Raw genomic sequence first — 26495 nt, forward strand, 5'->3', positions numbered from 1 at the left:
AATTATTATATAATATTATAAAGTAGAGTTAAATGTAAGCCTAATATAAGACAGAACTCGGCTTATCGGTTTAGTCGCACACTTGAAACACTGGGTTTTCAACTTGGTGTTTTTTATTTTGCCACCGTTACACTCCATAAAGTACACATTATGCTGTTTAATGGTAAAATTATTGTTCTCAGCTCTTATGTAAGCCATGGAGGAGAAATTTCATAATTCCACTACATTGTACCTTTTGTGGTTTAATCATAATGATGAAACTAAATCAAAAATAATAATATTAAAAAAGAAAATATTAAATTTAAAAAGTATTAAATCTAAATAGAGGACAGTTAATAATTTTTTAAATAGTTAAATTTTATTAACTGTTCTTTTAATATAGATTAAATTCTTAAGATTTAAAAAACAGGTAAAATAACCACAACAAGGTGATTTTGATATATAATATACTTACTGAGGAGGTGCTTTATGCAAAATTATAATAAAGGAAAAATGGAAAATACATTTAGCTTATTTTCAGCAATTTCGATAATTTTAGGGATTGTAATAGGATATATTTCAATAATAAATATAGAAATTAATAAGGTATATGTTGTTGGAATAATTCTATCTGTGGTATTAATATGTTTTGGTATTTATTTTTATTTAAAAAAGAAAAGTTATAAAAGAATAAGAGAATTGAGAAATAACTGGGGAAATGAAGTTAGCAAGAAAAGAAACTTTGAACATATTAGAAAATTATATGATATATTAAAAAATGAAGAGGGATTTTACATAGATCAGCAAACTTGGCTAGATTTAGATATGGATAAAGTATTTTTAAAATTGGACAGAACTTTATGTACTCCTGGTGAACAATATCTTTATTATATGCTTAGAAAGCCATGCTTTAGTGAAGACAAACTTAAAGAGACTGGAGAAAAAATAGAGTATTTTAGAAATAGTGAAGCTGTAAGGGATAAAATTAGATTTTTTCTAGATAAGTTAGGAAAGGATAGAAAGGCCGCTTTTATCGAATTTTTAAATGGAAAATTTGAATATTCAAAAATCTTAAAAGTAGTATTAAATGTCCTTGCATTAGCGGCATTAGTAGCAGTTATATATGTTGTAGAGAAAAATCCTTCTACAGGTATTTTAGCAGTATTTGGTATATATTTTATAAATTTATCCATTCACTCAAAAGTTAAGAAAAAAATAGGAGCAGATACTTCTTGTATAAAATATATGTACAGGGTTTTAACTGCTGCAAAGAATATATCTTCATTAAATAATTTAAATAAAAACATAGAAGAGATAAATATTTTAAAGAAGGAAATAAGTAAATGCAGTAAGCTTATGAGAAGTTCTGCTTCTATTGCTATGGCTGTACCTGAAGGAGTAGATTTACTTTTAGATTACATAAATATATTCTTTTTAATGGAGACTAGATCATATTTTTCCGCAGTTAAGGAAATAGAAAAGCAAAGAGAAAGTATAAAAAAAATATATGAAAGTTTAGGTAAGATAGATGCTTATATCTCTATAGCGTCCTATAGGGAAGATTTAAAGGAGTATGCAGAACCTATTTTTGTAAAGGAAAGCAATGAACTTATTTTAAAAGAAGTGGCACATCCATTAATAGAAAATGCTGTATGTAATTCTTTGAATATGGACAATAATATAATAATAACTGGTTCTAATATGTCTGGTAAATCTACATTTTTAAGAACTGTAGGAATAAATGCATTGTTTGCTCAGACAATATATACTTGTATTTGTAAGGAATATAGGGGAAGTTTCTTTAGGGTTATAACTTCTATAAGTGTAAATGACAACATAACTGAAGGAAAAAGTTATTACTTAGGTGAAGCAGAAGCTCTTCACAGAATAATAAACTCTTCTGGTTTTAATAAATATCCTGTACTTACATTAATAGATGAGATATTTAGAGGTACAAATCCTGTGGAGAGAGTAAATGCTGCTGCAGAGATTTTAGATTATTTAGCTAAAAATAATTGCCGTATTATAGTAGCTACTCATGATTTAGAAATAACTAATATGGTAAGGGAAACTTATTACAATTACTACTTTACTGAAAATGTAACTAAAGAAGGTTTGAATTTTGAGTACAAAATAAGAGAAGGTATATCACCTACTAGAAATGCAGTTAAGATACTTGAGTATTTAGGATATCCAGAGGAGATAATAAACAATATTAATAATAGGATAGAACGTAAGGAAGCAGTAGTGTAGCTAAAGTTATTATAAACTTAGGATTTTAATTAGATTGTGAGGATTTTTAATGGGTAAATCGTTATTTGTAGCAGAAAAGCCTTCTGTGGCCATGGAGTTTGTAAAGCTCTTAAATATAAAAGGAAATAAGAGAGATGGATATTGGGAAGGTGACAAGGCAGTTTTCACTTGGTGCGTAGGTCACATGGTAACCATGAGCTATCCAGAAGTCTACGATCCAGAGCTTAAAAAATGGTCCTTAAATACATTGCCTTTTTTACCCGAGGAATACAAATACGAAATAATTCCTGCAGTGGCAAAGCAGTTTAATATAGTTAAGGATCTTATTTTAAGAGGGGATATAGATAAAATATATGTGTGTACAGACTCAGGAAGAGAAGGAGAATACATATATAGGCTAGTGGACATGATGGTTGGAAATCCTAAAAAGGAAAAGAGAAGGGTTTGGATAGACTCCCAAACAGAAGAAGAAATAAAAAGAGGAATAAAAGAGGCAAAGCCCTTAGAAGAATATGATGCATTAGCGGATTCTGCTTATTTAAGAGCTAAAGAGGACTACTTGCTTGGAATTAATTTTTCAAGACTTTTGACTATTATATATGGAAAAACTCTTTCAAATTCCATAAATACAGATAATTCAGTGGTGGCAGTGGGAAGAGTAATGTCCTGTGTTCTAGGTATGGTAGTGGATAGAGAAAGAGAAATAAGAGAATTTAGAGAAACACCTTTTTATAGGATAGTAGCTTTCCTAAATCTTAGTAAAGATGAAAATTCTAATTATGAAGGCGAATGGAAAGCGGTGGAAGGATCTAAATATTATAGTTCGCCTAAACTATACAGTGAAGTGGGTTTTAGAGAAAAGGAAGAAGCACAAAAATTTATAGAGGAAATTCTAAATAGTTTAGATGAAAATAACAATGAAAATAAAGAAGAAGGTAAAAATGCATTTATTGAAAAGGTTGAAAAAAAGGTTGAAAATAAGAATCCACCTCTTCTATTTAATTTAGCAGAACTTCAAAATGAATGCTCTAAGAGGTTTAAAATAGATCCTGATATGACATTGAGTACAGTTCAAAGTTTGTATGAAAAGAAACTATTAACTTATCCAAGAACCGATGCTAGGGTTTTATCCACTGCAGTGGCAAAAGAAATTCATAAAAACTTAAAGAAACTTACTTTTTTTAAAGGGGATGAAAAGGCAGTAGAATTTTCAAAGAAAATTTTAGAGGAAAAGTGGAATAGTAAGATTATAAAGAGCAAATATGTAAATGATAAAAAGATTACAGACCACTATGCTATTATTCCTACAGGAGAGGGTTTTGAGAACTATGATAGGTTAAAGCCTCTAGAGAAGGATGTTTACAAATTAGTACTTAGAAGATTTTTAGCTATATTTTATCCCAATGCTAAATATACAAAGTTTTCGCTTATAACCAAGGTAGGATATGAGAGATTCTTTACCAGTGCAAAAACTTGTACTTCTAAGGGGTATTTAGAGGTTTTAGGAGATGAAAAAGAAAATAAAAATGCTCTTTCACCAGAGTTTTTTAAAAACTTAAAAAAGGGACAATGTGTAAATGTAGAGAACATGGATATTAAAGAGGGAAAAACTTCTGCACCTAAGAGATATACATCAGGAACTATGATAATAGCCATGGAGAATGCAGGTAAGCTTATAGAGGATGAAGAACTTAGAGAGCAGATAAAGGGTAGTGGTATAGGTACTAGTGCCACTAGAGCTGAAATATTAAAAAAATTAAATAGAATAGAATATATAAGAACTAATAATAAAACTCAAGTGGTAACTCCAACAGTTAAAGGTGAAATGATATACGAGGTAATAAAAAAATCAATCCCGTCTTTATTAAACCCTAAGCTTACAGCAAGTTGGGAAAAAGGATTAGGAATGGTGGCAGAAAAGGAAATTCATCCAAAGGAATTTATGGATAAATTAGAGAAATACATACAAAGCAATGTACAGAAGGTATTGAAGGGAAGCAGAGTAATAGAGGGAGAAAGATTATTCAATAGAGTTTTACAGGACAATGATTTAAAATTAGATAAAGAGAAGGTTCAACAGGTACTAGGCATATGTCCTTTTTGTCACAATGGGCACATAGTTAAAAATAAAAAGGGCTATGGATGCAATAAATGGACGGAAGGATGCAAGTTTTTTATAGGAGAAATTTGCGGAGTGAAAATACCTAGACAGCAAGTTCAAAAATTAATACAAAATGGAAGTACGGATATAATTTCTGGATTCAAATCTAAAAAAGGAAATGTATTTAATGCTAAATTAGTATTGAAGGATAACAAAATAAATCTTAGCTTTGAAAATTAACAAAAACATATACAGAAATAAAAAAGAAAGATAAAAGGAGAGAGAAATATATGGAAGAAACTACTATAATTTTAATGGAAAGAAATAAGGAAACGGGATATTTAGAAAAAGAAGTAAATAGTTATACTCTTGAAGAAAATGGGAACTTAATAGATGGAATTTATTTAGTTAGGGAAAATGAAGAAGGACTTATTCATTTAAAACTAACTACAGATAGAGAAGTAGAAGATAGTGAATTTGACGCAATATATGACAACTACAATGGAGAAGAGTTTGGTGAATTAATAATGTCTATAGAGGAAGTGGAGGACACTTATAATCCCACTTGGGAAGTAGTATTTCCTTTTATAGAAAATAGGGATATGTTCCAAAATAAGCTTCAAGAAGTTTTAAATAAGCATAAGGAAATTTTAGATAAGTCTGAGAAAATTACAGCAGAGGCTTAATGAATAAATCTATAGTTACAATCACTAAGTTTAATCAATAAATGCCAATGAACAGTGACAAATTTTAAGGATAATCAATAATCCCCAATGACAAGTTACAATCATCAAGCATAAGGCACATTCAAATAAATAACAAGGCAGTATGCTAGTCTATTTTGCGTCATACTGCGTTAGCAGAACCCACCGATAGTTCTACTAGCGGCGGAACCTGCTTCCTTGTCTGACACAAAATATACCAGCATCTTTCACTTGTTATTTATTTTCATGTACCTAAACCAATAAGTAAATTGGCTTAGTAGTTTTGGTGATTAGACACTAGTAATTGGGGATTTATTATTGTGTTAGTATTTTGTTATCTTTTTTCTTTTATGAGACCTTTTCTATATGCAATTAAAAGCATTTCTAAATCTTTAATTTGTTTTTTTATTTCACTACCTATATCCGTATCTGCCACTCTTTTTCTACTGGTTACGTGTTCTAGTATTATAGTAGAAGAAAGAATATCCTTATTTTCTTTTATAGCCTTTTGCATAGATTCAAAAGGTTCATGAGAGGTAAGTAGTAGTCCGTAAGAATTATATATTAATGTATAGCCAGCGATACCAGTTTGCGGCTGATATGCTCTACAAAAACCTCCGTCAATTACAAAAAGCTTACCATTAGCTTTTATAGGACTTTCTCCTTCCTTAGATTTAACAGGAATATGACCATTTATTATATGAGAAGAATCTGGATTTAGATTAAATTCCTTTAATATGGTATTACACATTTCATCATTATCCCTATATTTATAGTAGCTGTCCTTCTTTTCTTTATGGGTAGTTTTATCATCTATAAAGTACCTTTCAAAGGTAGTCATTCTCTCTTTACCAAACACTGGAGAATCAGGACCGCACCATAAATACCACAATATATCCATTCCATAGGCTTTAGATTTTTTATCATATTTAAAGAAATATGCTTCCCTTGCATATCTATCTAAAGCATCAAGTAACTCTTTTCCCTTATGCTTACCATGGGCAATCTTTACTTCTTTAAAAGAACCATCTTCATTAAGAGGTATACAGCCATGGTATAATAAATTGGAATTATAAACCGTATACATGCCGCCTTTGCTATACATAAAGCGTATATGTCTTTGAAGTTTTTCACTGTTTACAAAAGAGTTAGTTAATTTATTTATTAGACATTGTTCTTCTTTAGTTAGTTTATAAGGGTCTTTCCAATCAATTGTAGGGAAATTAGTGTCATTCATCTTATATGTTTTTCCATACAAGTTGATGGTACCTTTTTCAATATCTATTTTATCTAGAAGCAATCTATCATCCATTAAAAATTCAGGATGAGATTTTATTAATTCACCTTCTAGCTTAAATTGCATAATGGATATAGCTTTGTGCATTCTTGAGAATAAAACAATATCTGTTTCACTAAGTTGCTTGTCTAAAGTTTTAGGTTTGAAATTTTTGCAAGGATCATTTTCATAGTTATTCATAGCAAAAGTAGCTAGTGGAAGAAGGTTTATTCCATAGCCATCCTCTATAGTAGATAAATTAGCATATCTTAGTGATATTCTAAGTACATTAGCTATGCAACACTTTGAACCTGCTGCAGCTCCCATCCAAAGTATGTCATGGTTCCCCCATTGGATATCTAAGGAGTGATGTTTTATTAGTCGCTCCATAATGATATCGGCCCCAGGACCTCTATCATAAATATCTCCTACAATATGAAGTCTATCCACTACTAGCCTTTGAATTACTTTTGAAATAGCTGTGATAAATTCGTCTGCTCTATCTATATCAATTATAGTTTCTATAATTCCATTGTAATATTCTAATTTATTTACTTTTTTATTTCCCTCATGTAGTAATTCTTCTATTATATATGCAAAGTCTTGCGGTAATGCCTTTCTCACTTTTGAACGGGTATACTTTGAGCAAACTTCTCTACATAATTCTATAAGTCTATAAAGAATTATCTTGTACCAATCTTTTAAATTAGTTTCTTCCTTTTTTATAAGTTCTAGTTTTTGCTCTGGATAATAAACTAAAGTTGCTAGGCTTTCCTTTTCTCTTTCCCTTAAAGAATTGCCGAAAACATCACTTATTTTTCTCTTAATAACTCCAGAAGCATTTTTTAATACATGAGTAAAAGATTCATATTCACCATGTACATCACTTATGAAATGTTCCGTTCCTTTTGGTAGATTAAGTATAGCTTGTAAATTTATAATTTCTGTACTAGCAGAACCTATAGAGGGATACTGTTTTGCCAATAATTCTAAATATCTTAAGTCTTCTTTAATCAAATCTATGTTATTTTCGTCACAGAAGGTCATGACTTTTCCTCCTCAAAATATTATTAAAATAGCACACATTAATTATATCATTTTATTATATTTTGTACACTATTTATAGTAAAAAAAATAATAAGTAATCACATATAATATATAGTATACAATTTATAAGCTATAATTTTAATATATAATATGAAAATATAGAGGAAAAGTTCTAAATATATGAGTAGGAATTTAAGATAATTATGTTAAAGATTTAATTTCATATCGTTGTCTTTTATTAATCCTTTTTTTCTCATAAGTGTAGAAAATATAATGGTAAGTATTGCAGGTGCTATAAATTCAAGAATTGCTATGTATATTATTAATGTAGTAGGGGATTTATAGGAACTCATAGTAGCGAAGGTGCCAATAGGACCTACTAATCCACTGGTACCCATACCGGCTCCTAAAGGATTATTTTCTAATTTAAATATAGTTGTAGATAAAGGGCCTAATATAGCACCAGCTAGAGTTGGAGGTATCAGTATTAGAGGGTTTCTTATTATATTAGATATTTGGAGCATGGATGTACCGATACCTTGAGATATTAATCCTCCAAGTTTATTTTCTCTATAGCTAGCTACAGCAAATCCCACCATTTGAGCACAGCAACCCACTGTAGCTGCACCAGCAGCTAATCCAGACATTTTAAGTGATATGGCAATGGCAGCACTGCTAATAGGTGCTGTAAGCGCAAGACCCATTAAAGTTGACACGGCTATGCCCATAGGAATAGGGTGAAGAGTAGTTGCTAAATTTATTACATGACCTAAATCTCCCATTAAAGTAGACACAAATGGTCCAATAAATTTACCGGCAATACATCCACAAATAATAGTGACAGCAGGTGAAATAATAATATCTACTTTTGTTTTTCCAGAAACTAAGCTTCCAATTTCACTGCCAACTATTCCCGCTACATATGCTCCTACAGGTCCACCTAGAATATATCCAAAGGCTCCTGTGGTAGCAGAGGAAAATACTACTAGTGGGCTACATTTAAACCCCCAAGCTATGGCAACAGCTATGGCAGAACCAACCACAGGAGATTTTGCTGAAATAACTGTAGAAAACTCCTGTATAAAGTTTAAACCAGGGATTTTAGAAATTTGAGATAATATAAGTCCTATTATTAATGAAGAAAATAATCCCAAAGCCATGTAACTTAATCCGTCAATAAGATATCTTTTAAGAAGTTTTTTTAATGATTCCTTTAAATTTTTCATACTTATTCCTCCATATATTAATATTAAAAACAATTACAAAGTTAATTATTAAAAAATAATATATCCTATTAAAAGTGTAGGCTAAATTATAAAGTGTATAACATATTTTATCCTATGCCTATCAGTTTTACTCCAATTTTACAAGGTGCAGAAAAGAAGGCCGCATAGTGGTAAGCAAATCTACTCATATATGCTATATAGTTTAGCATAAGTAAATTATTTCGTAAATCTTAAACAAACATAACTTCAATTGTAATTTTTTAAAACTTCAATTCGTAATTTGAAACTCGTCCACAAAATTTTTAACCAAATAATGCGGTTTTAGGGTGTTATTACAATCAATATTTATCCAAAAACCTATGTATATTTAGTGTATAAATTGTATATTACTAATTGCAGTTTTAAAACTGTAATTTTGAAATACACTATGTAATATGATATAATGGAAACATATCAGTTAAATTAAACAAGTAGGTAATGTTGAGGCAGTATCTATGACTTGTTATTTATTTTAATGTACCTAAGTTAAATATGACACAAAACTATTAAAAGAGGAGAAAAAATAATGAATGAAAAATATTCAAAAGCAAAAGAAATGTTAAAAGACACTATTAATAAAATAGAACATATAATAGATGAAGAAAGTCCAACAGGCTTAGAAAAAGGAATAACTTGTGGTGAAATTGATGAACTAATAGCTGCTTTAGATAAAATCTCTGAAATAATAGATAGGTATGAATAGTAATATGGTGAAATTTAGATAGTTGCATAGTATATAAATAGAATAGAAAAGTACCAGTTTTATATTTTGTAAGATTGGTATTTTTTTATATATTCTTATAAATAAAATCTTTGAACAATAAAGTAGTTAAAAACTAATTTACAATTTATTCATAAAATATACATGGATGTAATAAAAGTAACTGTTTGACAAGAATACCTTATATTGATACAATTACGTAAAGACACTATATACATATTAAACAATTATGAGGAGGTATGAGGTATGAACAGTATAACTGCTTTAGAAAGAAAAGAAAAAGGTATAAAGGCAAGAAAGGCTGGATACATACCAGGAGTATTGTATGGTACGGAAATTAAAGAATCTCGTCCAGTGAAGTTTGAAAAAGCTAAAATGATGAAGATATTAAAGAATAGTGGGGATAGTGCAAAGCTAATTCTTAAATTGGAAGATGACAAAAAATATGGAGTTATAAAAAATATTCAAAGAAATCCAATTAATGTAGAAGAAATATATAACATTGATGTGCTAGTAGCATCAAAGGATGAAGAAATAAAACAAGCTGTTCCTATTATATTGGAAGGAAGAACAAATATAGAAAATAGAGGTCTTACAGTACAAACTCAATTAACAGAAGTAGAGGTAGTGGCAAAGGCTATAAATATCCCAGAAAGCTTTGTAATAAATATAGAAGATAGAATTAATGGAGATGTAATTACTGTAAAACAAATAGAGCAAAACGAAGATTTTAAAATAATAAGTGATCCAGAAGGGGTCATAGGTGCAGTATTTTATGCTAAAAAAGAAGAGCAAAGTGAATAAAAGAGAAGCTTATTATATAAGTATTAGGTTAATTAAAAAACCCTATGTTTTTTATAAACATAGGGTTTTTAACTACATTTAATTCAAAACAGCTTAAATCTCTTCCGCTTCCATTAACAAAGTTTTTATAAGCGTTTTAACTGGTACTATTTCTTTTAATTTATAAGCATTTTCACCACAGAATATAAGTCCTTCATCCACATTTCCCTCAACGGAGTTAATAAGGGCTTTAGATATACAGTAAGGTGTAGTTTGGGGATTACAATGAGTTAAGCATTTATAACATTTATCTATAACCTTTTTTCCTGCGTCCAAAGAATTTATAAAAGAATTTCTTATAGCTCTTCCAGGCATTCCAACCGGACTAATTACTATGTCTATATCTTCTTTTTTTGAATTTATATAGGCATTTTTGAAATTAATATGTGCATCACATTCCTCTGTAGCTACAAATCTAGTGCCCATTTGCACACCAGAGGCACCAAGTTTTAGAAATTTAGAAATGTCTTTTCCACTATAGATTCCCCCAGCAGCTATTATTGGAATATTCTTTTTAGCATCATCCTCAAATGGTTTTATAACTTTAATAACTTCCTTTACTATATCCTCTAAATTTTTATCTCCCTTAGATAAATCTTCTTTAGAAAAACCTAAATGTCCACCAGCTTTAGGACCTTCAACAATTAAAGCATCAGGGGTATAGTTGTATTTTCTCTTCCAAAGTTTGCTTATTATTGAAGCTGCTTTGGCGGAAGATACTATGGGAATTAATTTAGTTAATTTATTTTTTACTAATGCAGGCAAATTTGTTGGCAGTCCAGCACCACAAATTATTAAATCTGCCCCAGAATTAGATGCAGTGGTAACTAATTCTTCAAATTCATTAGATGCGGTTAAAATATTAACTCCAATGATTCCATTTGAACTGGATTCCTTAGCTTTAGAAATTTCTTTTTTTAAAGCTCTTATATTTGCTTCTTTAGAATTATTTAAAAAATCACTTTCTCTAAAACCTATTCCAACACCAGAAATTACTCCAATAGCACCTTCTTTGGCTACTGCAGAAGCAAGACGAGATAAAGATACTCCTACTCCCATTCCTCCTTGAATTATTGGTAATTTGGCCTTTAAGTGGCCTATAGTTAAATAAGGTAAACTCATATTAAAATCTCCTTTTTATTTGGATTATCAAATATTTTGATTTTCAAAGTATTTAATAAACAAAGTATAAATAAATATTATTTTTATGTCAAGGGAAATATATATTTAGAATCAATAATGTTAATTTTCTGATTAATTCCATTTTTAATAAATTAAATGATATTATTATGAAGTGATTTTATTATGATAATCGGGAGGAAAATATGTTTAAGGGATATAAAGCAGAAAGTAGACTTAGTTATTTAGTAGCTGCAATCTTTATAATAATAATTTTTGCTACTATAAGTATAAATTTTACGTCTATGATAGAGAAGAATAAAGAAAGAAAATATGTATCTACATCTTCAGAAGAGCTATTAAATAAAGAAAAAAATATTTCACAAGAACAAATGAAAAAGAATATGATAAGATTTTATGAAACAAATAAGGGCAAATATGTAAAATGGACTTTAAAGGCTTATGAGGTAAATGAATTTTTTGATACAATCAAATGTCCGGTAAATTTAGAAACATCTAGTAATGTTGGACTCTTTATAAAATGTAAGTTTGAAAAACCTATTAAAGGTAAAATTAAAAAGGAAGATATTGTAACAGTGTCTGGACAAGTAACAGGATATTCTGAGTTTAGCAAATCTATAGAACTAAAGTATTGTAGAATAGAAAATATGAAATAAATGTATGGATTGAATTTTATTGGTATAACTATAATTAAATAAAACTAAATGAAAAAATTAATATATAAAGGTATTTTAAAATCGTAATAAATGTCAAAAAGTTTTAAAAAAAAATAAAAAGTATCAAAAAATATATAAAAGTAGAAGGAAAAAAAGAGCACTTATAGAATATATAAATACAGGTAGGATATATTATTATTATTATAAATAATAAGGAGGTAGTTTTATATGCTAGAAGTTGTACAAAATATTAATAAGGTGCTCTGGAATTATATTTTAATATTCTTGTTATGTGGGACGGGAATAGCATTTACTTTTGGATTAAGATTTGTTCAAGTAAGAAAATTTGGCGCTGCATTTAAAAAGGCATTTGGTGGGATATCTTTAAAGGGCAAAAAAGCTGGAGAAGATGGGATGTCTTCATTCCAAGCATTAGCTACTGCAATAGCGGCTCAAGTTGGAACTGGTAATTTAGCCGGTGCTGCAACAGCTATAGCAGCAGGAGGTCCTGGGGCTATATTTTGGATGTGGTTAAGCGCTTTCTTTGGAATGGGTACAATATTTGCAGAAGCAGTTTTAGCTCAGGTTTTTAAAGAAAAAGTTGATGGACAAATAACAGGAGGGCCAGCTTACTATATAAGAAAAGGTTTGAATAGTAAATTTTTAGCAGCTTTCTTCTCTATTAGTATAATAATAGCATTAGGTTTTATAGGAAACATGGTACAAGCAAATTCTATAGGAGCAGCCTTTTCAAAGGCATTTAATGTTCCTACATTAATAGTGGGTATAATAACGGCAGCCTTAGCAGGACTTATATTTATAGGTGGTATAGGAAGAATAGCATCTGTTACTGAAAAAGTAGTTCCTCTAATGGCTCTTTTATATGTAGTGGGAAGTTTATTTATAGTAATAGCTAATTGGGCAAATGTTATTCCAGCTTTTAAAATGATATTTGTAGGTGCATTTAACCCTAAAGCTGCAACAGGTGGACTTATAGGTGTTGGAGTAAAAGAAGCTGTTAGATACGGTGTGGCTAGAGGATTATTTTCAAATGAAGCAGGTATGGGTTCTACTCCTCATGCTCATGCAGTAGCAAAGGTTAAGCATCCAGAAGAACAAGGTTTAGTGGCTATAGTTGGGGTATGCATAGATACTTTTATAATATTAACATTAACTGCTCTTGTAATACTTACTACCGGTGCATTAGATGGGCATACAACAGGAATAGAGTTAACACAAAAGGCATTCGAGTTAGGCCTCGGTAATTTTGGAAATATATTTATTGCTGTATCCTTATTCTTCTTTGCATTTTCCACTATAGTTGGATGGTATTTCTTCGGAGAAGCCAATATTAGATATTTATTTGGAAAGAAAGGATTACCTGTATATAGATTACTTGTTTTAATATTCATAGTTTTAGGTACTACTATGGAAGTTAAGTTAGTTTGGGAATTAGCAGATACATTTAATGGTCTTATGGTTATACCAAACGTAATTGCATTATTAGGATTAATGGGAGTTGTTAGAAAATCTCTTAAAAAGTACGAAGAATTAGAATCTTAAAGCATAAATTGTGAAACAATACACTGAAGAAAAATCTGATTTTAATTCCGTAATAAATGTGTAATTTGGGACTGTTCACAATACGCCAAGAACTTCTAAATGTCTCACAGTTAAAGCCCCTAAAGCTTTCAAACTCACTCGTTCCTCGTTCAAACATGAAAGCTTCTTAACGGGTCTTTAACTGTGAGACATAAGAAGTTCTAAGGCTAGTTCAATAGTCCCCAATTCCACATTTATTACTACATTAAAATCAGATTTTTAGTTTAATATGTTTATGGTTGGAGAGGAAAAGCTTACTAAAGGATGATTTTCCTCCACTACGTTACGGAAAATCTTTAATTGGCGGCAGCCAGCCTAAATACATAGGCATTATTATGATTTATATATAAGAATATATAACTTTAATTGTTAGATAAATTAAGAATTTGTAGATAAGTAAGAGGTAATAGCTAAGAAGTAATAGTTGTGGTGAAAATTCAGCAAAGCTGAATTTTTTCAAGAGCTCTTATTTCTACTAGCTGTTCTTTTGTTACTTATTCATAAATTAATTATAAAAACTCTTTGAGTTTTATCCTTAACTCTTACTTTTTACTTTTTACTTCTTACTTCTTACCTCTTACCTCTTACCTGGTTTCTCCTACAAATTTAAGATTTATACAAACTAATGCCTTACGGCAAAATATATTAAATTTTATCTAATATTTTATTTTCATAATTAGGTATTAGTAGCTAGGATTGTAGATTAAACGAATGGCTACGCTTAAAAAAATTATGAGAGCTTTTTTATAAATTAAAGATTTTCCATAGCAACGCGGAGGAAAATCATCCTTTAGTAAGTTATTTTCTCCCAGTGGCGTTTTAAACATAATCTGAAAAATCTGCTTTTAAGGTAACAATAAATATATTTTTTTAGACTATTGAGCTAGCCTTAGAAATTCTTTGTTTTCAAATATTAATACCCGTTAAGAAGCTTTCATGTTTGAGCGCCGTCAGAAGCGAGTTTGAAAGCTTTAGGGTATTGATATTTGAAAACATTAGAATTTCTTAGCGTATTGCGAACAGTCTAAAAAATATATTTATTGTGGACTTAAAAGCAGATTTTTCTTATGCTACTTACATCACAATTTTTTTCCGAATAAAAAACTTTCAAAATTCCTAAAAGTATATTATAATTATAAATATAACGTATAATTTTGTTTTAAAGTATAAAAATATTCGTTAGTTAGTTTTGTATCATAAAGTTTAAGTGTTATCATAGACGTAAAAGTTAGTTAGTTTTTTAGTTAGTTGTGTTAGTTTCATAATTTGAAAAGGGGATGAAGGCATGATTAATGAAGTTTTTAGAATCTATGTTGAAAAGAAAAAAGGTTTTGATGATGAAGCTAAAAAATTATTAAAAAATATCAATAATGACTTAAATTTAAAAGAGGTAGAGGATTTAAGAATTTTAAATAGATATGATATATGTGGAATAGATAGGCAGCAGCTTAAAAAATCTATAAGTACTGTATTCTCTGAACCACCAGTGGATAATGTTTATGAGGAAGAAATAAATATTGAAAATGGAAGTAAAGTTTTTGGAATACAATATTTAGATGGACAGTATGATCAAAGGGCAGATTCAGCAGCTCAATGTGTTCAACTTATTGCTGAAGGAGAAAGACCTATAGTAAAAACAGCTAAAATTATAGTTATAGAAGGAAATATAGCTGAAGAAGACTTTAATAGAATAAAAGGTTATTGTATAAATCCTGTGGATTCCTGCGAAGCTAAATTAGAAAAACCTTCATCATTGGAAATGCAAGTAACTGAACCTAAGAATATAGAGATAGTAGAAAAATTTATAGATATGAAGGAAAAGGAATTAGAAAACTTAATAGAAAAATTAGGTTTAGCTATGAATTTAGATGACATGCTTTGTTGTCAAAAATATTTTTTAAGTGAAAAGAGAAATCCTACACTTACAGAAATAAAAGTATTAGACACTTATTGGTCAGATCATTGTAGACATACTACTTTTAATACTATTATAAAAAATGTAGAGATTAAAGACGGAAAATACAAAGATATATTAGAAGAGACTTTTGAAGAATATAAAAAATCAAGAGAGTTTCTTTATAAGGGAAAAAATAAAGAAATGTGTTTAATGGATATAGCTTGCATAGTAGCTAAGGAACTTAGAAAAAGGGGAATGCTAGATGATCTTGAAGTTTCAGAGGAGATAAATGCTTGCAGCGTAGAGATAGATGTGGATGTGGATGGAAAAGATGAAAAATGGCTTTTAATGTTTAAAAATGAAACTCACAATCACCCTACAGAAATTGAACCTTTTGGAGGAGCAGCTACTTGCCTTGGAGGAGCTATAAGAGATCCACTGTCTGGAAGAGCATATGTATACCAAGCTATGAGAGTTACGGGTTCTGGAGATCCTACAGTGCCTATAAGTAATACACTTTCATCAAAACTTCCTCAAAGAAAGATAACTACAGAAGCGGCTAATGGATATAGTTCTTATGGAAATCAAATAGGACTTTCCACAGGTCAAGTAACAGAAGTATATCATGAGGATTTTAGAGCTAAAAGAATGGAAGTAGGGGCAGTAATAGCAGCAGCGCCTAAGAAAAATGTAAAAAGATTAGAACCTGAAGAGGGAGATGTAATAATACTTTTAGGTGGAAGAACAGGAAGAGATGGATGTGGAGGAGCCACAGGATCATCTAAAGAACATGATGAAAATTCCATATACACTTGTGGAGCAGAAGTTCAAAAGGGAAACCCTGTAGAAGAAAGAAAAATTCAAAGATTATTTAGAAAAGAAGAAGTAGCATCTCTTATTAAAAGATGTAATGACTTTGGTGCTGGCGGTGTTTCAGTGGCTATAGGGGAATTAGCGGATGGTTTATATATAGATTTAGATAAAGTACCTAAAAAATATGAGGGATTAGATGGAACAGAACTTTCCATATCAGAATCTCAAGAAAGAATGGCAGTGGTGATTTCAAAAGAGCACCAGGATAAATTTATAAATTATGCAGAAAAAGAAAATATAGAAGCTGTTGTGGTGGCTAAGGTAACTTCTAACAATAGATTGACTATGAATTGGAGAGGCCAAAACATAGTGGATATAGATAGAGATTTCTTAAACTCCAATGGAGCTTCTAGATATACAGATATAGTGGTAAATGAGCCAGAAGAAAGTGGATTCTTAGATAATTTCAACTGTGATTTATATAAAGATTTATCTTTAGAAGATGCATGGATCAAAAACCTTGAAAATTTAAATGTATGCAGCCAAAGGGGTCTTGTGGAGAAGTTTGATTCAACTATAGGTGCAGGTACAGTGCTTATGCCTCTAGGTGGTAAGTATCAATCCACACCAGTGGAAGCTATGGTAGCAAAAATCCCTGTGCTTAAGGGAGAAACAGAAACTGCCAGCATAATGAGCTTTGGATATAATCCATATATTGCTAAATGGAGTCCTTTCCATGGAGCTGTTTATGCATCACTAGAAGCTATAACTAAAGTAGTTGTAACTGGAGGAGAGTATAATAAAATAAGATTAACTCTTCAAGAATATTTTGAAAAACTAGGAGAAGATAAGGAAAAATGGGGTAAACCATTCTCAGCTTTACTAGGAGCTTTATATGTTCAAAAGAAACTAAATATACCAGCTATAGGTGGTAAGGACAGTATGTCAGGAAGCTTTAAAGATTTAAATGTACCACCTACACTTGTGACTTTTGCTGTGGGAACTTCTAAAATTAACAATATAGTTTCTGCAGAATTTAAAAAGGCTGGAAGTAAGGTTATTATTTTAGATTTACCTATAGATCATAAAGATATGCCAAACTTAGAAATATTAAAAGAAAATTATAATATAGTTACAAGGCTTATAAATAAGGATAGTGTACTGGCAGCATCTTCTGTAAAATTTGGTGGCATAAGTGAAGCTATATCTAAGATGTGCTTTGGAAATAAAGTGGGATTTAAATTTAATGAAAATATAGATAGAGAAGAGTTATTTAAATTTAAATATGGCTCTATAATACTAGAATTAAAGGATGATAGAGTTTTAGAAGGATTAAATTCAGAAAGATATAGAGTTTTAGGTAATACAATTGAAGAAGAAAAAATAGAAATAGAAGAAACTCATATAGATTTACCAGAAGCTGTGAAGGCTTGGGAAGAAACTTTAGAAAAAGTATTCCCAACTAAGACAGAAAAAACAGAAGATATAAGTGGCAAGATAGAAGAAATCTTATATAAAGAGGGAAGAAAAGATACATTAGATAAAACAATATATTTAGGTAAGGATATAAAACCTACAGTGCTAGTACCTGCTTTTCCAGGAACTAACTGTGAATATGACAGCCAAAGGGCATTTGAAAAGGCCGGGGCCAATGTAGAAACTTTTGTATTTAGAAATTTAACTCCTGCATATATTAAAGAGTCTGTACAGGAGTTATCAAAAGCTATAGATAATAGTCAAATAATAATGCTTCCAGGAGGATTTAGCGCAGGAGATGAGCCAGATGGTTCAGGAAAATTCATAGCTAATATATTTAGAAATCCTTTAGTTAAGGAATCTGTAATGAATCTTATAAAAAATAGAGATGGACTTATGCTTGGAATCTGTAATGGCTTCCAAGTGCTTATAAAGCTAGGTTTAGTGCCTTTTGGAGAAATAAAGGATATAGATAAGGAGTGCCCAACACTTACTTATAATAAAATAGGAAGGCACATGTCTAGAATAGTAAGCACTAAGGTAGTATCCAATCTATCTCCATGGTTTAGCAATGTAAATGTGGGAGACATTCACAGTATACCTGTTTCTCATGGAGAAGGAAGAATTGTAATTAAGGAAGATTTAGCTAAAAAGCTTTTTGAAAATGGTCAAGTAGCTACTCAATATGTAGACTTTAATGGAAATCCTACTTATGACATAGAATTTAATCCTAATGGTTCATCTTATGCCATAGAGGGTATCACAAGTCCTGATGGAAGAATTCTTGGTAAAATGGGCCATAGTGAAAGAAGAGGCAATGGCGTTATTAAGAATATTTTGGGAGAGAAGGATCAAAAGATATTTAAAGCTGGAGTAGAGTACTTTAAATAGAAATTAGCAAAAAACAAGTAGTAAATATAAATATGCCTTTAAGGTTTAAAAACAGATAGTTTAATTTAATGAAATATTATAAACTATAGTTTTATATTCCTTAAAGGCATATTTTTTAGTATAAATCAAAAGACTTGTAAGCTCTTAATAAATTTTTTTAGTCTTGAGGCTATTTCTTGCTGCTTCATGATTTTCTGTTGTATGGTCCAGGTACTTCTGGGCATTTTAGAAGGAGTTTTTAGGATTTCATTATCAAAAAATAAGTAAAGATCTTTTTCTAAAGAAGATATGAAGATCTTTTTCTGTTGGTCGCTTAGTTTGTCATATCTTTCTTTTAGTAATTCATTAAAAGCGTTAAAATTATCAGAAAGATATTTAGTTCTATTCACATAATTTTTTCTAGAAACTACAAACACTAATATAAAAATAAAAGCAATTATAAATATAGACCACATTTGTAACACTCCTTTTGCAAAAATAGTTAGTTTAATATCTAATCTAGCCACCAGTCTGATGACACACTAGCCCTTTGCAGCTCTAGCGTCCTACTTTAAGCCATATGAAAAATTTAGAACTTAGAACCTAGTATAAATATACTTAATTATACAACAAAAATAAACGTATGATAAGTTAATAATTCAACTCTCCCGGTTATGAAATAAAAATGTAAAATTTACAATTGAGAGTTGAGAATTGAGTATAAAACTCCTTTAGGAGTTTCAACATTCATTTTACATTCTAAATTTTAAATTAAAACCCTTTATTCATCTAATGTAAAGCTTAAAATTTATGTGCGAAAGTTGAGTTAATAATTGAAGTATATCCTCATGATAGTAATTCTTAAAAAGATAAACACGAATGATACACTAAAAAAATCTTTACAATATATAGTATTAATACGAATGTTTAAAAATAATTTAACTAAAATGTATTGATTTTTACAAAGTATAGTGTTATTATTTAAATATGATAAAAACTAAAACTAACACTAACTAACTCATATATGCTTGATGATATGGATCAAGTGTTTCTACCGGAAAACCGTAAATTTTCTGACTATGAGTAAGTTTTATAGGGATAATAATCTTTAAATAGAGAATATTTCATCCGTTATAGAGCTTACTTATGGCTGTATAACGGATTTTTATATGTAAAAACAAATTTTAACAGAATTTAGAAACAAATTTATAGAGAAACTTTTATAAAAATTTCTTGAGGAAAATTTTAAAATTATCATTTAATATTAAATTCTTAGCTTAAAAGCCAATTTGCAAAAGAGAGGAGAATAAATGTGAAAGTAGCTATAATATTTGGAAGTAAATCAGATATGGAAATTATGAAAAAAGCTTCTGATCTTCTAAAGGAATTTGGAATAGAACATAAAGGATATATATTATCAGCTCATAGAGTGCCGGAAAAACTTTCAGAAACCTTAAAAGAATTAGAAAAACAAGGAGTGGAGTGTATAATAGCAGGAGCAGGTCTTGCAGCACACCTTCCAGGGGTTATTGCCTCTCAAACAATCTTACCAGTAATAGGTGTGCCTATAAATGCCGCAGTAGGTGGCATGGATGCACTTTTGTCTATAGTACAAATGCCAAAATCAATTCCAGTAGCAACCGTAGGAGTGAATAACAGCTTTAATGCAGGAATGCTTGCTGTAGAAATATTATCTTTAAAATATCCAGAACTTAAAGAAAAACTTTTAAAATATAGAAAAGACATGAAGGAAAAATTTATAAAAGAAAATGAGCAGGGGGTAGAATTCTAATGGAAAATTTAAAATTTGAAAAAAAGGAACTTATGTATGAAGGAAAGGCTAAAAAAGTATATAGTACAGAAAATGATGATTATGTAATAGTAAACTATAAGGATGATGCCACAGCTTTTAATGGAGAAAAGAAAGGAACCATAGAAGATAAGGGAATTTTAAATAACAGCATCAGTTGCGCACTTTTTAATATGTTAGAGAAAAATGGAGTGGAAACTCACTTAGTTGAAAAATTAAATGAAAGAGATCAGTTATGTAAGAAAGTAAGTATAGTTCCTTTAGAGGTAATAGTAAGAAATGTAGCAGCAGGAAGTATGGCAAAGAGATTAGGGGTTGAAGAAGGAACAGAATTAAAAACTACAATTTATGAAATATGCTATAAAAATGATGATTTAGGAGATCCACTTATAAATGATTATCATGCAGTGGCATTAGGACTAACTACTTTTGAGGAACTAGATAAGATATATAAAGCTACAGAAAAAATAAATAATTTGCTAAAAGAATTCTTTATAGAAAGAGGAATAAAGCTAATAGATTTTAAATTAGAGTTCGGAAGATTCCATGATGAAGTATTATTAGCAGATGAAATTTCTCCAGATACTTGCAGATTCTGGGATGCTAAAACTAACGAAAAACTAGACAAAGATAGATTTAGAAGAGATCTTGGCAACGTAAAAGGTGCTTACGAAGAAATAATGAGCAGAATAAAATAGGTAGCTGTTACCTGGACATTATCACCAGGTAGCTGTTGTCCATTAAGGAGGGGAACAACTTGTGCATGGAAGGCTTTAACCTAGAGGAAGACAAATTAAAAGAAGAGTGCGGTGTATTTGGAATATATTCAAATGAAATAGATGAAGAAATCAGCCATTTAACTTATTATGGACTATATGCTCTTCAGCATAGGGGACAAGAGAGCTGCGGTATATCAGTAAAAAGTGGAGAAAAAATTAAATGTTATAAAAATACAGGACTTGTAAGCGATGTTTTTAATAAGGAAAGTTTACAAAATTTAAAGGGAAATATATCTATAGGACATGTGAGATATTCTACAGCAGGGGGCGGTGGAAGTATAAATGCTCAGCCACTAGTTAGTAAATTTAAACTAGGATCTATTTCTATAGCTCATAACGGAAATCTTGTAAATGCAGATGTCATAAGAGAGCTTTTAGAGGAAACAGGATGTACATTTCAAACATCTATAGATACAGAGGTTATAATAAACCTTATTGCTAGAAGTTATAAAAAAGGTGTAGAAAGATCTATAGTTGATGCATTGAAATTCGTAAAAGGTTCATATGCAATGCTTTTAATGGCAGAGAATAAACTTATTGGTGCTAGAGATCCAAATGGTATAAGACCACTTTGTCTTGGAAAGATTGATGAAAAATATGTATTAAGTTCTGAAAGCTGTGCGTTAGATTCCATTGGAGCTGAATTTATAAGGGATGTAGAGCCAGGAGAAATAGTTATAATAGATGAAGAAGGAGTAAGAACAATAAAATTTGCAGAAAAAACAGGATGTGCAACTTGCTCTTTTGAATACATTTATTTTGCAAGACCTGACAGTGTAATTGACGGAGTTAATGTGTATGAATCAAGAATAAAGGCTGGAGAAATACTTTATAAAGAAAGTCCAGTGGATGCAGATGTAGTAATTGGTGTGCCGGATTCAGGAGTACCAGCAGCTATAGGATATTCAAAAGCTTCAGGAATACCTTATGCTATGGGAATTATTAAAAACAAATATATAGGGAGAACATTTATATCACCTACTCAGGAAATGAGAGAGAGAGATGTTTCTGTTAAACTAAATGTACTTAAGGTGAATGTAGAAGGAAAAAGAGTTATTATAATAGATGACTCAATAGTTAGAGGAACAACTAGTAAGAGACTAGTGAGTATACTTAGGAAAGCAGGAGCAAAAGAAGTTCACTTTAGAGTTTCATCTCCTCCGGTAAAGTTCCCATGCTATTTTGGAATTGACACTCCTTACAGAGAGGATTTAATAGGTTCATGCAGTAGCTTAGATGATATAAGAGTAAGAATAGGTGCAGACAGCCTAGAATACTTAAGTATAAATGGACTTTTAAAATCCCTAGGAAAAGATAAAGGGTATTGTCTAGGATGTTTTTCAGGAGAATATCCATTGTCAACGCCAAGTGAGGACTTTAGATAAATCCTAGTTTCCAGCCCAAATTGCTAGTGTTTATTGGAATGGATTTTGGATATTTATGATAAGTGTATGTGCTAAACAAAGTGTTTTAATAAAGAACATTGCAAATAAAATTTTTCTTGGGTTGGGTATTGTACATTGAACATAGGGGATTAGGAAATAAGGACAAATACAGTTGGAAATGTAGGAGGGAATATAAATGATAGATTATAAATCATCAGGAGTAAACATAAAAGAGGGATATAAAACTGTAAGTTTAATTAAGGAATACACTAAAAGAACTCAAAGCTCAAATGTTTTAAATGGCATAGGCAGCTTTGCAGGAATGTTTCAATTAAGTGGAGAATATAAAAATCCTGTTTTAGTATCTGGTACTGATGGTGTAGGTACAAAACTTGATATAGCTTTTAAAATGAATAAATATGACACTGTGGGCATTGACTGTGTAGCCATGAGTGTCAATGATATATTGTGCCATGGAGCAAAACCATTATTTTTTCTAGACTATATAGCTTGCGGAAGATTAGAATCAGATGTGGCAGCAGGGCTTGTTAAAGGGGTTGCAGAAGGTTGTATGCAATCAGAGTGTGCTTTAATTGGTGGAGAAACTGCTGAAATGCCAGGATTTTATGATGATGGAAAATATGATATAGCGGGTTTTGCTGTAGGAATAGTAGATAGAGATAAAATAATAGATGGCAGTACCATAAGTGAAGGAGATATACTAATTGGTATAGAATCTTCAGGAGTTCACAGCAATGGATATTCATTAGTTAGAAAAGCTATAAAGGATTTAAATGAAGATTTTCAGGGTAAGAAAATAGGGGATGTTTTATTGACACCTACTAATATATATGTAAAAACTGTTTTGGGACTTTTAAAGGAATTTAATATAAAGGGAATGAGCCACATAACTGGTGGTGGTTTCTATGAAAATATTCCTAGAATGTTTAAAGAGGATTTTACAGCAGTAGTAGATAAAAACAGCTTTAATGTACCTGATATATTCAAGCATTTAATGAGTCTTGGAGTAGAGGAAAAAGAGATGTTCAACACATTTAATATGGGCATAGGTTTTGTTCTATGTGTAAACAAGGAAGATGAACATAAAATTATAAACAAAATAAATGATTTTGGATTTAAGGCTTATAAAATAGGTCATGTAGAGCGTGGAGGCAAAGAAGTATGTTTAAAATAGCAGTACTTATATCCGGTGGAGGTACAAACCTCCAATCTATAATTGACAATATAGAAAATGGATACTTAAAAGACTGTGCTATAGAAATGATTATAAGCGATAGAGAAGGTGCTTATGGTTTAGAAAGAGGAAAAAAGAACGGAATTAAAACTTACTATGTAGACAGAAAAAAACATAAAGGAAAACTATCAGATGAAATATTAAAAATAGTAGATGGAAAAGTGGATTTAATAGTTTTGGCAGGATATCTTTCTATATTAAAAGGAGATATAATTAAAAAATTTAAAAACAAGATTATAAATATACATCCATCGCTAATACCAGCTTTTTGTGGAAATGATATGTACGGAATTAAAGTACATGAAAGGGCTTTAGAGTATGGAGTTAAGGTTTCAGGATGTACTGTTCATTTTGTAGATGAAGGCACAGATACAGGTCCAATAATACTTCAAAAGACAGTACCAGTGTACGGGGAAGATACACCAGAAGAACTTCAAAAAAGAGTGTTAGTTCAGGAGCACAAAGCACTACCAGAGGCAATCAAGTTGATTTCTCAAGGAAATATATCTATTCATGGCAAAAAACTTATTGTTAATGAATAATAAGGTACATGAAAATAAATAACAAGTCAAAGATACTAGTATATTTTGTGTAAGACAAGGAAATAGGTTCCGTTGCTAGTAAGACTATGGGCGGGTTCTGCAGACGCAGTATGACGCAAAATAGATTAGCATACTGACTTATTATTTATTTGAATGTGCGTAAAGGTAAATAGAAAAGAGGAGGAATAATTATGTTAAAAAGAGCTTTAATAAGTGTATTTGATAAAAGTGGCGTATTAGATTTAGCTAAATTTTTAGTAAATAGAGGAGTGGAAATAGTATCTACTGGGGGAACATATAGATATCTTAAGGAAAATGGAATAGACGTAATAGAAGTAAATCAAGTTACAGGTTTTGATGAGATATTAGATGGAAGAGTTAAAACTTTAAATCCATATATTCATGGAGGAATACTTGCTATAAGAGATAAAGAAAGTCATATGGAAACTATAAAGGAAAAAGGAATAACTCCAATAGATATGATAGTTGTAAATCTATATCCTTTCTTTAATAAAGTTCAAGAAGATTTAGCTTTTGAAGAAAAAGTAGAATTCATAGATATCGGCGGACCTACTATGTTAAGATCAGCAGCTAAAAACTTTAAAGATGTTATAGTTTTAACTAAAGTAGAAGACTACGGAAAAATAATAAATGAAATAGAAGAAAATGGTGATGTTTCTTTCCAAACTAGAAAAAGTCTAGCTGGAAAAGTATTTAATTTAACATCTGCTTATGATGCGGCTATAAGCAACTTCTTATTAGAGGAAGAATACCCAGAGTATTTATCTCTATCTTACAAAAAAATGATGGATTTAAGATATGGAGAAAATCCACATCAAACTTCAGCTTACTACGTATCCACTTATGAAAAAGGAGCCATGAAAAACTTCCAGCAGCTAAACGGAAAAGAATTGTCTTATAACAATATAAAAGATATGGATATAGCTTGGAAAACTGTATGGGAATTTGAGGAAATTGCTTGTTGTGGCTTAAAACATAACTCACCTTGTGGAGTAGCTATAGGAGAAACTGTTTGTGATGCATATAAGAAAGCTTATTCTTGTGATCCAGTATCTATATTTGGTGGTATAATAGCAGTCAATAGAACTTTAGATAAGGAAACTGCTGAGGAAATTGTAAAGATATTCTCAGAAATAGTAATAGCACCAGATTTTACTGAAGAAGCATTAGAAGTTCTTAAAACTAAAAAGAATTTAAGAGTTATAAAAGGTGAACAAGTGCCTAAGGATAAAGTAGAGTTAGTTAAAGTAGATGGAGGAATTTTAGTTCAAAGTGCTGACGACAAATTATTAAATGAAACTAAGGTAGTTACAGAAAAAACTCCTACAGAAGATGAAATGAAAGATTTAATATTTGCAATGAAAGTTGTTAAATACGTTAAATCCAATGCAATAGTAGTGGTTAAGGATAGAAAAGCTGTAGGTATAGCTGGAGGCCAAGTAAACAGAATATGGGCAGCTACACAGGCATTAGAAAGAGGAGAAGAAGGAGTAGTCTTAGCATCAGATGCATTCTTCCCATTTGGTGATGTAGTAGAAGAAGCAGCTAAGCACAATATAAAAGCTATAATTCAGCCAGGCGGATCTATAAAAGATCAAGCTTCAATAGATGAATGTAACAAAAATGGAATGTCTATGGTATTTACAGGAATGAGACACTTTAAACACTAAACGATATATTAGTGGGCTAGATATTAGTTGGCTAGAGGGCTAGATAATAGAGGGCTAGGGAAGGAGGATTTTCCTTCGCGATGCTACGGAAAATCTTTAAATTGAAAGTTTTTGAGAGTGAAGCGAGCAAAAACAACTTTACCTAGCCCCCTAGCCCTCTGACACTCTAGCCCACTTAATTGAGATAGTGTAAAGTGAAATATGAAAAAGCTAAGTTTAAAAATGTTTTGCCCGAAGGGCGCAGAATAATAAAATACTTTGTGATTTGAAGATGAAATAACGAATTTTAGGCATGACAAAAAATCCTTTTGAGTGAAGGAAAATTTTTGATATTAGTAATCTCTACATTGAGTTATTCACGTAGTGGTTAATAAATATCCCATATTTACT

General features: G+C 30.5%; 18 protein-coding genes and 1 riboswitch. Of the genes, 14 read left to right on the top strand and 4 right to left on the bottom strand.

The annotated features are described in order from the left end of the window. Positions 1 to 468: 468 nt before the first annotated feature. Genes C1715_RS09290 through C1715_RS09300 form a run of 3 tightly spaced genes read left to right on the top strand, consistent with a single transcriptional unit; the run spans position 469 to position 5019 of the window. On the top strand, positions 469 to 2232 hold the full coding sequence (locus C1715_RS09290; protein WP_102400224.1) for a MutS-related protein: 1764 nt from the start codon (positions 469 to 471) through the stop codon (positions 2230 to 2232). A gap of 49 nt (positions 2233 to 2281) precedes the next feature. After that, the gene (locus C1715_RS09295) at positions 2282 to 4573 is read left to right on the top strand and encodes a type IA DNA topoisomerase (protein WP_102400225.1); all 2292 of its coding nucleotides are present in this window, start codon (positions 2282 to 2284) and stop codon (positions 4571 to 4573) included. A 50-nt stretch (positions 4574 to 4623) separates the two neighbouring features. Then, positions 4624 to 5019, top strand: a complete 396-nt coding sequence (locus tag C1715_RS09300; protein WP_102400226.1) for a DUF6762 family protein — start codon at positions 4624 to 4626, stop codon at positions 5017 to 5019. 352 nt (positions 5020 to 5371) lie between these two features. Here C1715_RS09300 and C1715_RS09305 read toward each other — a convergent pair whose 3' ends face one another. Both C1715_RS09305 and C1715_RS09310 read right to left on the bottom strand, forming a co-directional pair. Beyond that, positions 5372 to 7360, bottom strand: coding sequence for a fructose-1,6-bisphosphatase (locus tag C1715_RS09305; protein ID WP_102400227.1), 1989 nt, complete (start codon positions 7358 to 7360; stop codon positions 5372 to 5374). A gap of 206 nt (positions 7361 to 7566) precedes the next feature. Beyond that, entirely contained in the window at positions 7567 to 8586 is a 1020-nt protein-coding gene (locus tag C1715_RS09310; protein ID WP_102400228.1) for a PTS sugar transporter subunit IIC, read from the bottom strand. A 565-nt stretch (positions 8587 to 9151) separates the two neighbouring features. Between C1715_RS09310 and C1715_RS19380 the strand changes: the two genes are divergently transcribed. Further along, the gene (locus C1715_RS19380) at positions 9152 to 9328 is read left to right on the top strand and encodes a hypothetical protein (protein WP_180964038.1); all 177 of its coding nucleotides are present in this window, start codon (positions 9152 to 9154) and stop codon (positions 9326 to 9328) included. Positions 9329 to 9592: 264 nt separating this feature from the next. After that, positions 9593 to 10150: a 50S ribosomal protein L25 gene (locus tag C1715_RS09315; protein WP_102400229.1), complete on the top strand. Its 558-nt coding sequence runs from the start codon at positions 9593 to 9595 to the stop codon at positions 10148 to 10150. Positions 10151 to 10243: 93 nt separating this feature from the next. On the opposite strand, the gene C1715_RS09320 is transcribed toward C1715_RS09315, so the two are convergent. Further along, entirely contained in the window at positions 10244 to 11311 is a 1068-nt protein-coding gene (locus C1715_RS09320) for an NAD(P)H-dependent flavin oxidoreductase (protein WP_102400230.1), read from the bottom strand. Positions 11312 to 11514: 203 nt separating this feature from the next. On the opposite strand from C1715_RS09320, the gene C1715_RS09325 reads away from it, so the two are divergent. The 3 genes from C1715_RS09325 to C1715_RS09335 all read left to right on the top strand — a co-directional run bounded on the left by C1715_RS09325 (position 11515) and on the right by C1715_RS09335 (position 18664). Further along, the gene (locus tag C1715_RS09325; RefSeq protein ID WP_102400231.1) at positions 11515 to 11985 is read left to right on the top strand and encodes a hypothetical protein; all 471 of its coding nucleotides are present in this window, start codon (positions 11515 to 11517) and stop codon (positions 11983 to 11985) included. Between the two features lie 228 nt (positions 11986 to 12213). Continuing rightward, positions 12214 to 13548, top strand: coding sequence for an alanine/glycine:cation symporter family protein (locus C1715_RS09330; RefSeq protein WP_102400232.1), 1335 nt, complete (start codon positions 12214 to 12216; stop codon positions 13546 to 13548). A gap of 1324 nt (positions 13549 to 14872) precedes the next feature. Beyond that, the gene (locus tag C1715_RS09335; protein WP_102400233.1) at positions 14873 to 18664 is read left to right on the top strand and encodes a phosphoribosylformylglycinamidine synthase; all 3792 of its coding nucleotides are present in this window, start codon (positions 14873 to 14875) and stop codon (positions 18662 to 18664) included. A 125-nt stretch (positions 18665 to 18789) separates the two neighbouring features. Here C1715_RS09335 and C1715_RS09340 read toward each other — a convergent pair whose 3' ends face one another. Further along, entirely contained in the window at positions 18790 to 19170 is a 381-nt protein-coding gene (locus tag C1715_RS09340; protein ID WP_146005380.1) for a hypothetical protein, read from the bottom strand. 471 nt (positions 19171 to 19641) lie between these two features. Continuing rightward, positions 19642 to 19743: riboswitch (purine riboswitch) on the top strand. 212 nt (positions 19744 to 19955) lie between these two features. Between C1715_RS09340 and purE the strand changes: the two genes are divergently transcribed. From purE to purH, 6 genes are all read left to right on the top strand, one after another. Further along, positions 19956 to 20435: a 5-(carboxyamino)imidazole ribonucleotide mutase gene (purE, locus tag C1715_RS09345; RefSeq protein ID WP_102400235.1), complete on the top strand. Its 480-nt coding sequence runs from the start codon at positions 19956 to 19958 to the stop codon at positions 20433 to 20435. Next, entirely contained in the window at positions 20435 to 21151 is a 717-nt protein-coding gene (gene purC / locus C1715_RS09350; RefSeq protein ID WP_102400236.1) for a phosphoribosylaminoimidazolesuccinocarboxamide synthase, read from the top strand. The genes purE and purC overlap by 1 nt, the downstream gene beginning before the upstream one ends. Positions 21152 to 21216: 65 nt before the next feature. Beyond that, positions 21217 to 22617, top strand: a complete 1401-nt coding sequence (gene purF, locus C1715_RS09355) for an amidophosphoribosyltransferase (protein WP_102401920.1) — start codon at positions 21217 to 21219, stop codon at positions 22615 to 22617. Positions 22618 to 22813: 196 nt separating this feature from the next. Then, positions 22814 to 23812 carry a phosphoribosylformylglycinamidine cyclo-ligase gene (purM, locus tag C1715_RS09360; RefSeq protein WP_102400237.1) on the top strand — a complete coding sequence of 333 codons (999 nt, stop codon included), beginning with the start codon at positions 22814 to 22816 and terminating at the stop codon, positions 23810 to 23812. Beyond that, positions 23800 to 24414, top strand: a complete 615-nt coding sequence (purN, locus tag C1715_RS09365; protein ID WP_102400238.1) for a phosphoribosylglycinamide formyltransferase — start codon at positions 23800 to 23802, stop codon at positions 24412 to 24414. Before purM ends, purN begins: the two co-directional genes overlap by 13 nt. A gap of 191 nt (positions 24415 to 24605) precedes the next feature. Next, positions 24606 to 26105, top strand: coding sequence for a bifunctional phosphoribosylaminoimidazolecarboxamide formyltransferase/IMP cyclohydrolase (gene purH / locus C1715_RS09370; protein WP_102400239.1), 1500 nt, complete (start codon positions 24606 to 24608; stop codon positions 26103 to 26105). Positions 26106 to 26495: the final 390 nt, after the last annotated feature.

The sequence above is a fragment of the Haloimpatiens massiliensis genome, assembly GCF_900184255.1.
Taxonomy (GTDB): domain Bacteria; phylum Bacillota; class Clostridia; order Clostridiales; family Clostridiaceae; genus Haloimpatiens; species Haloimpatiens massiliensis.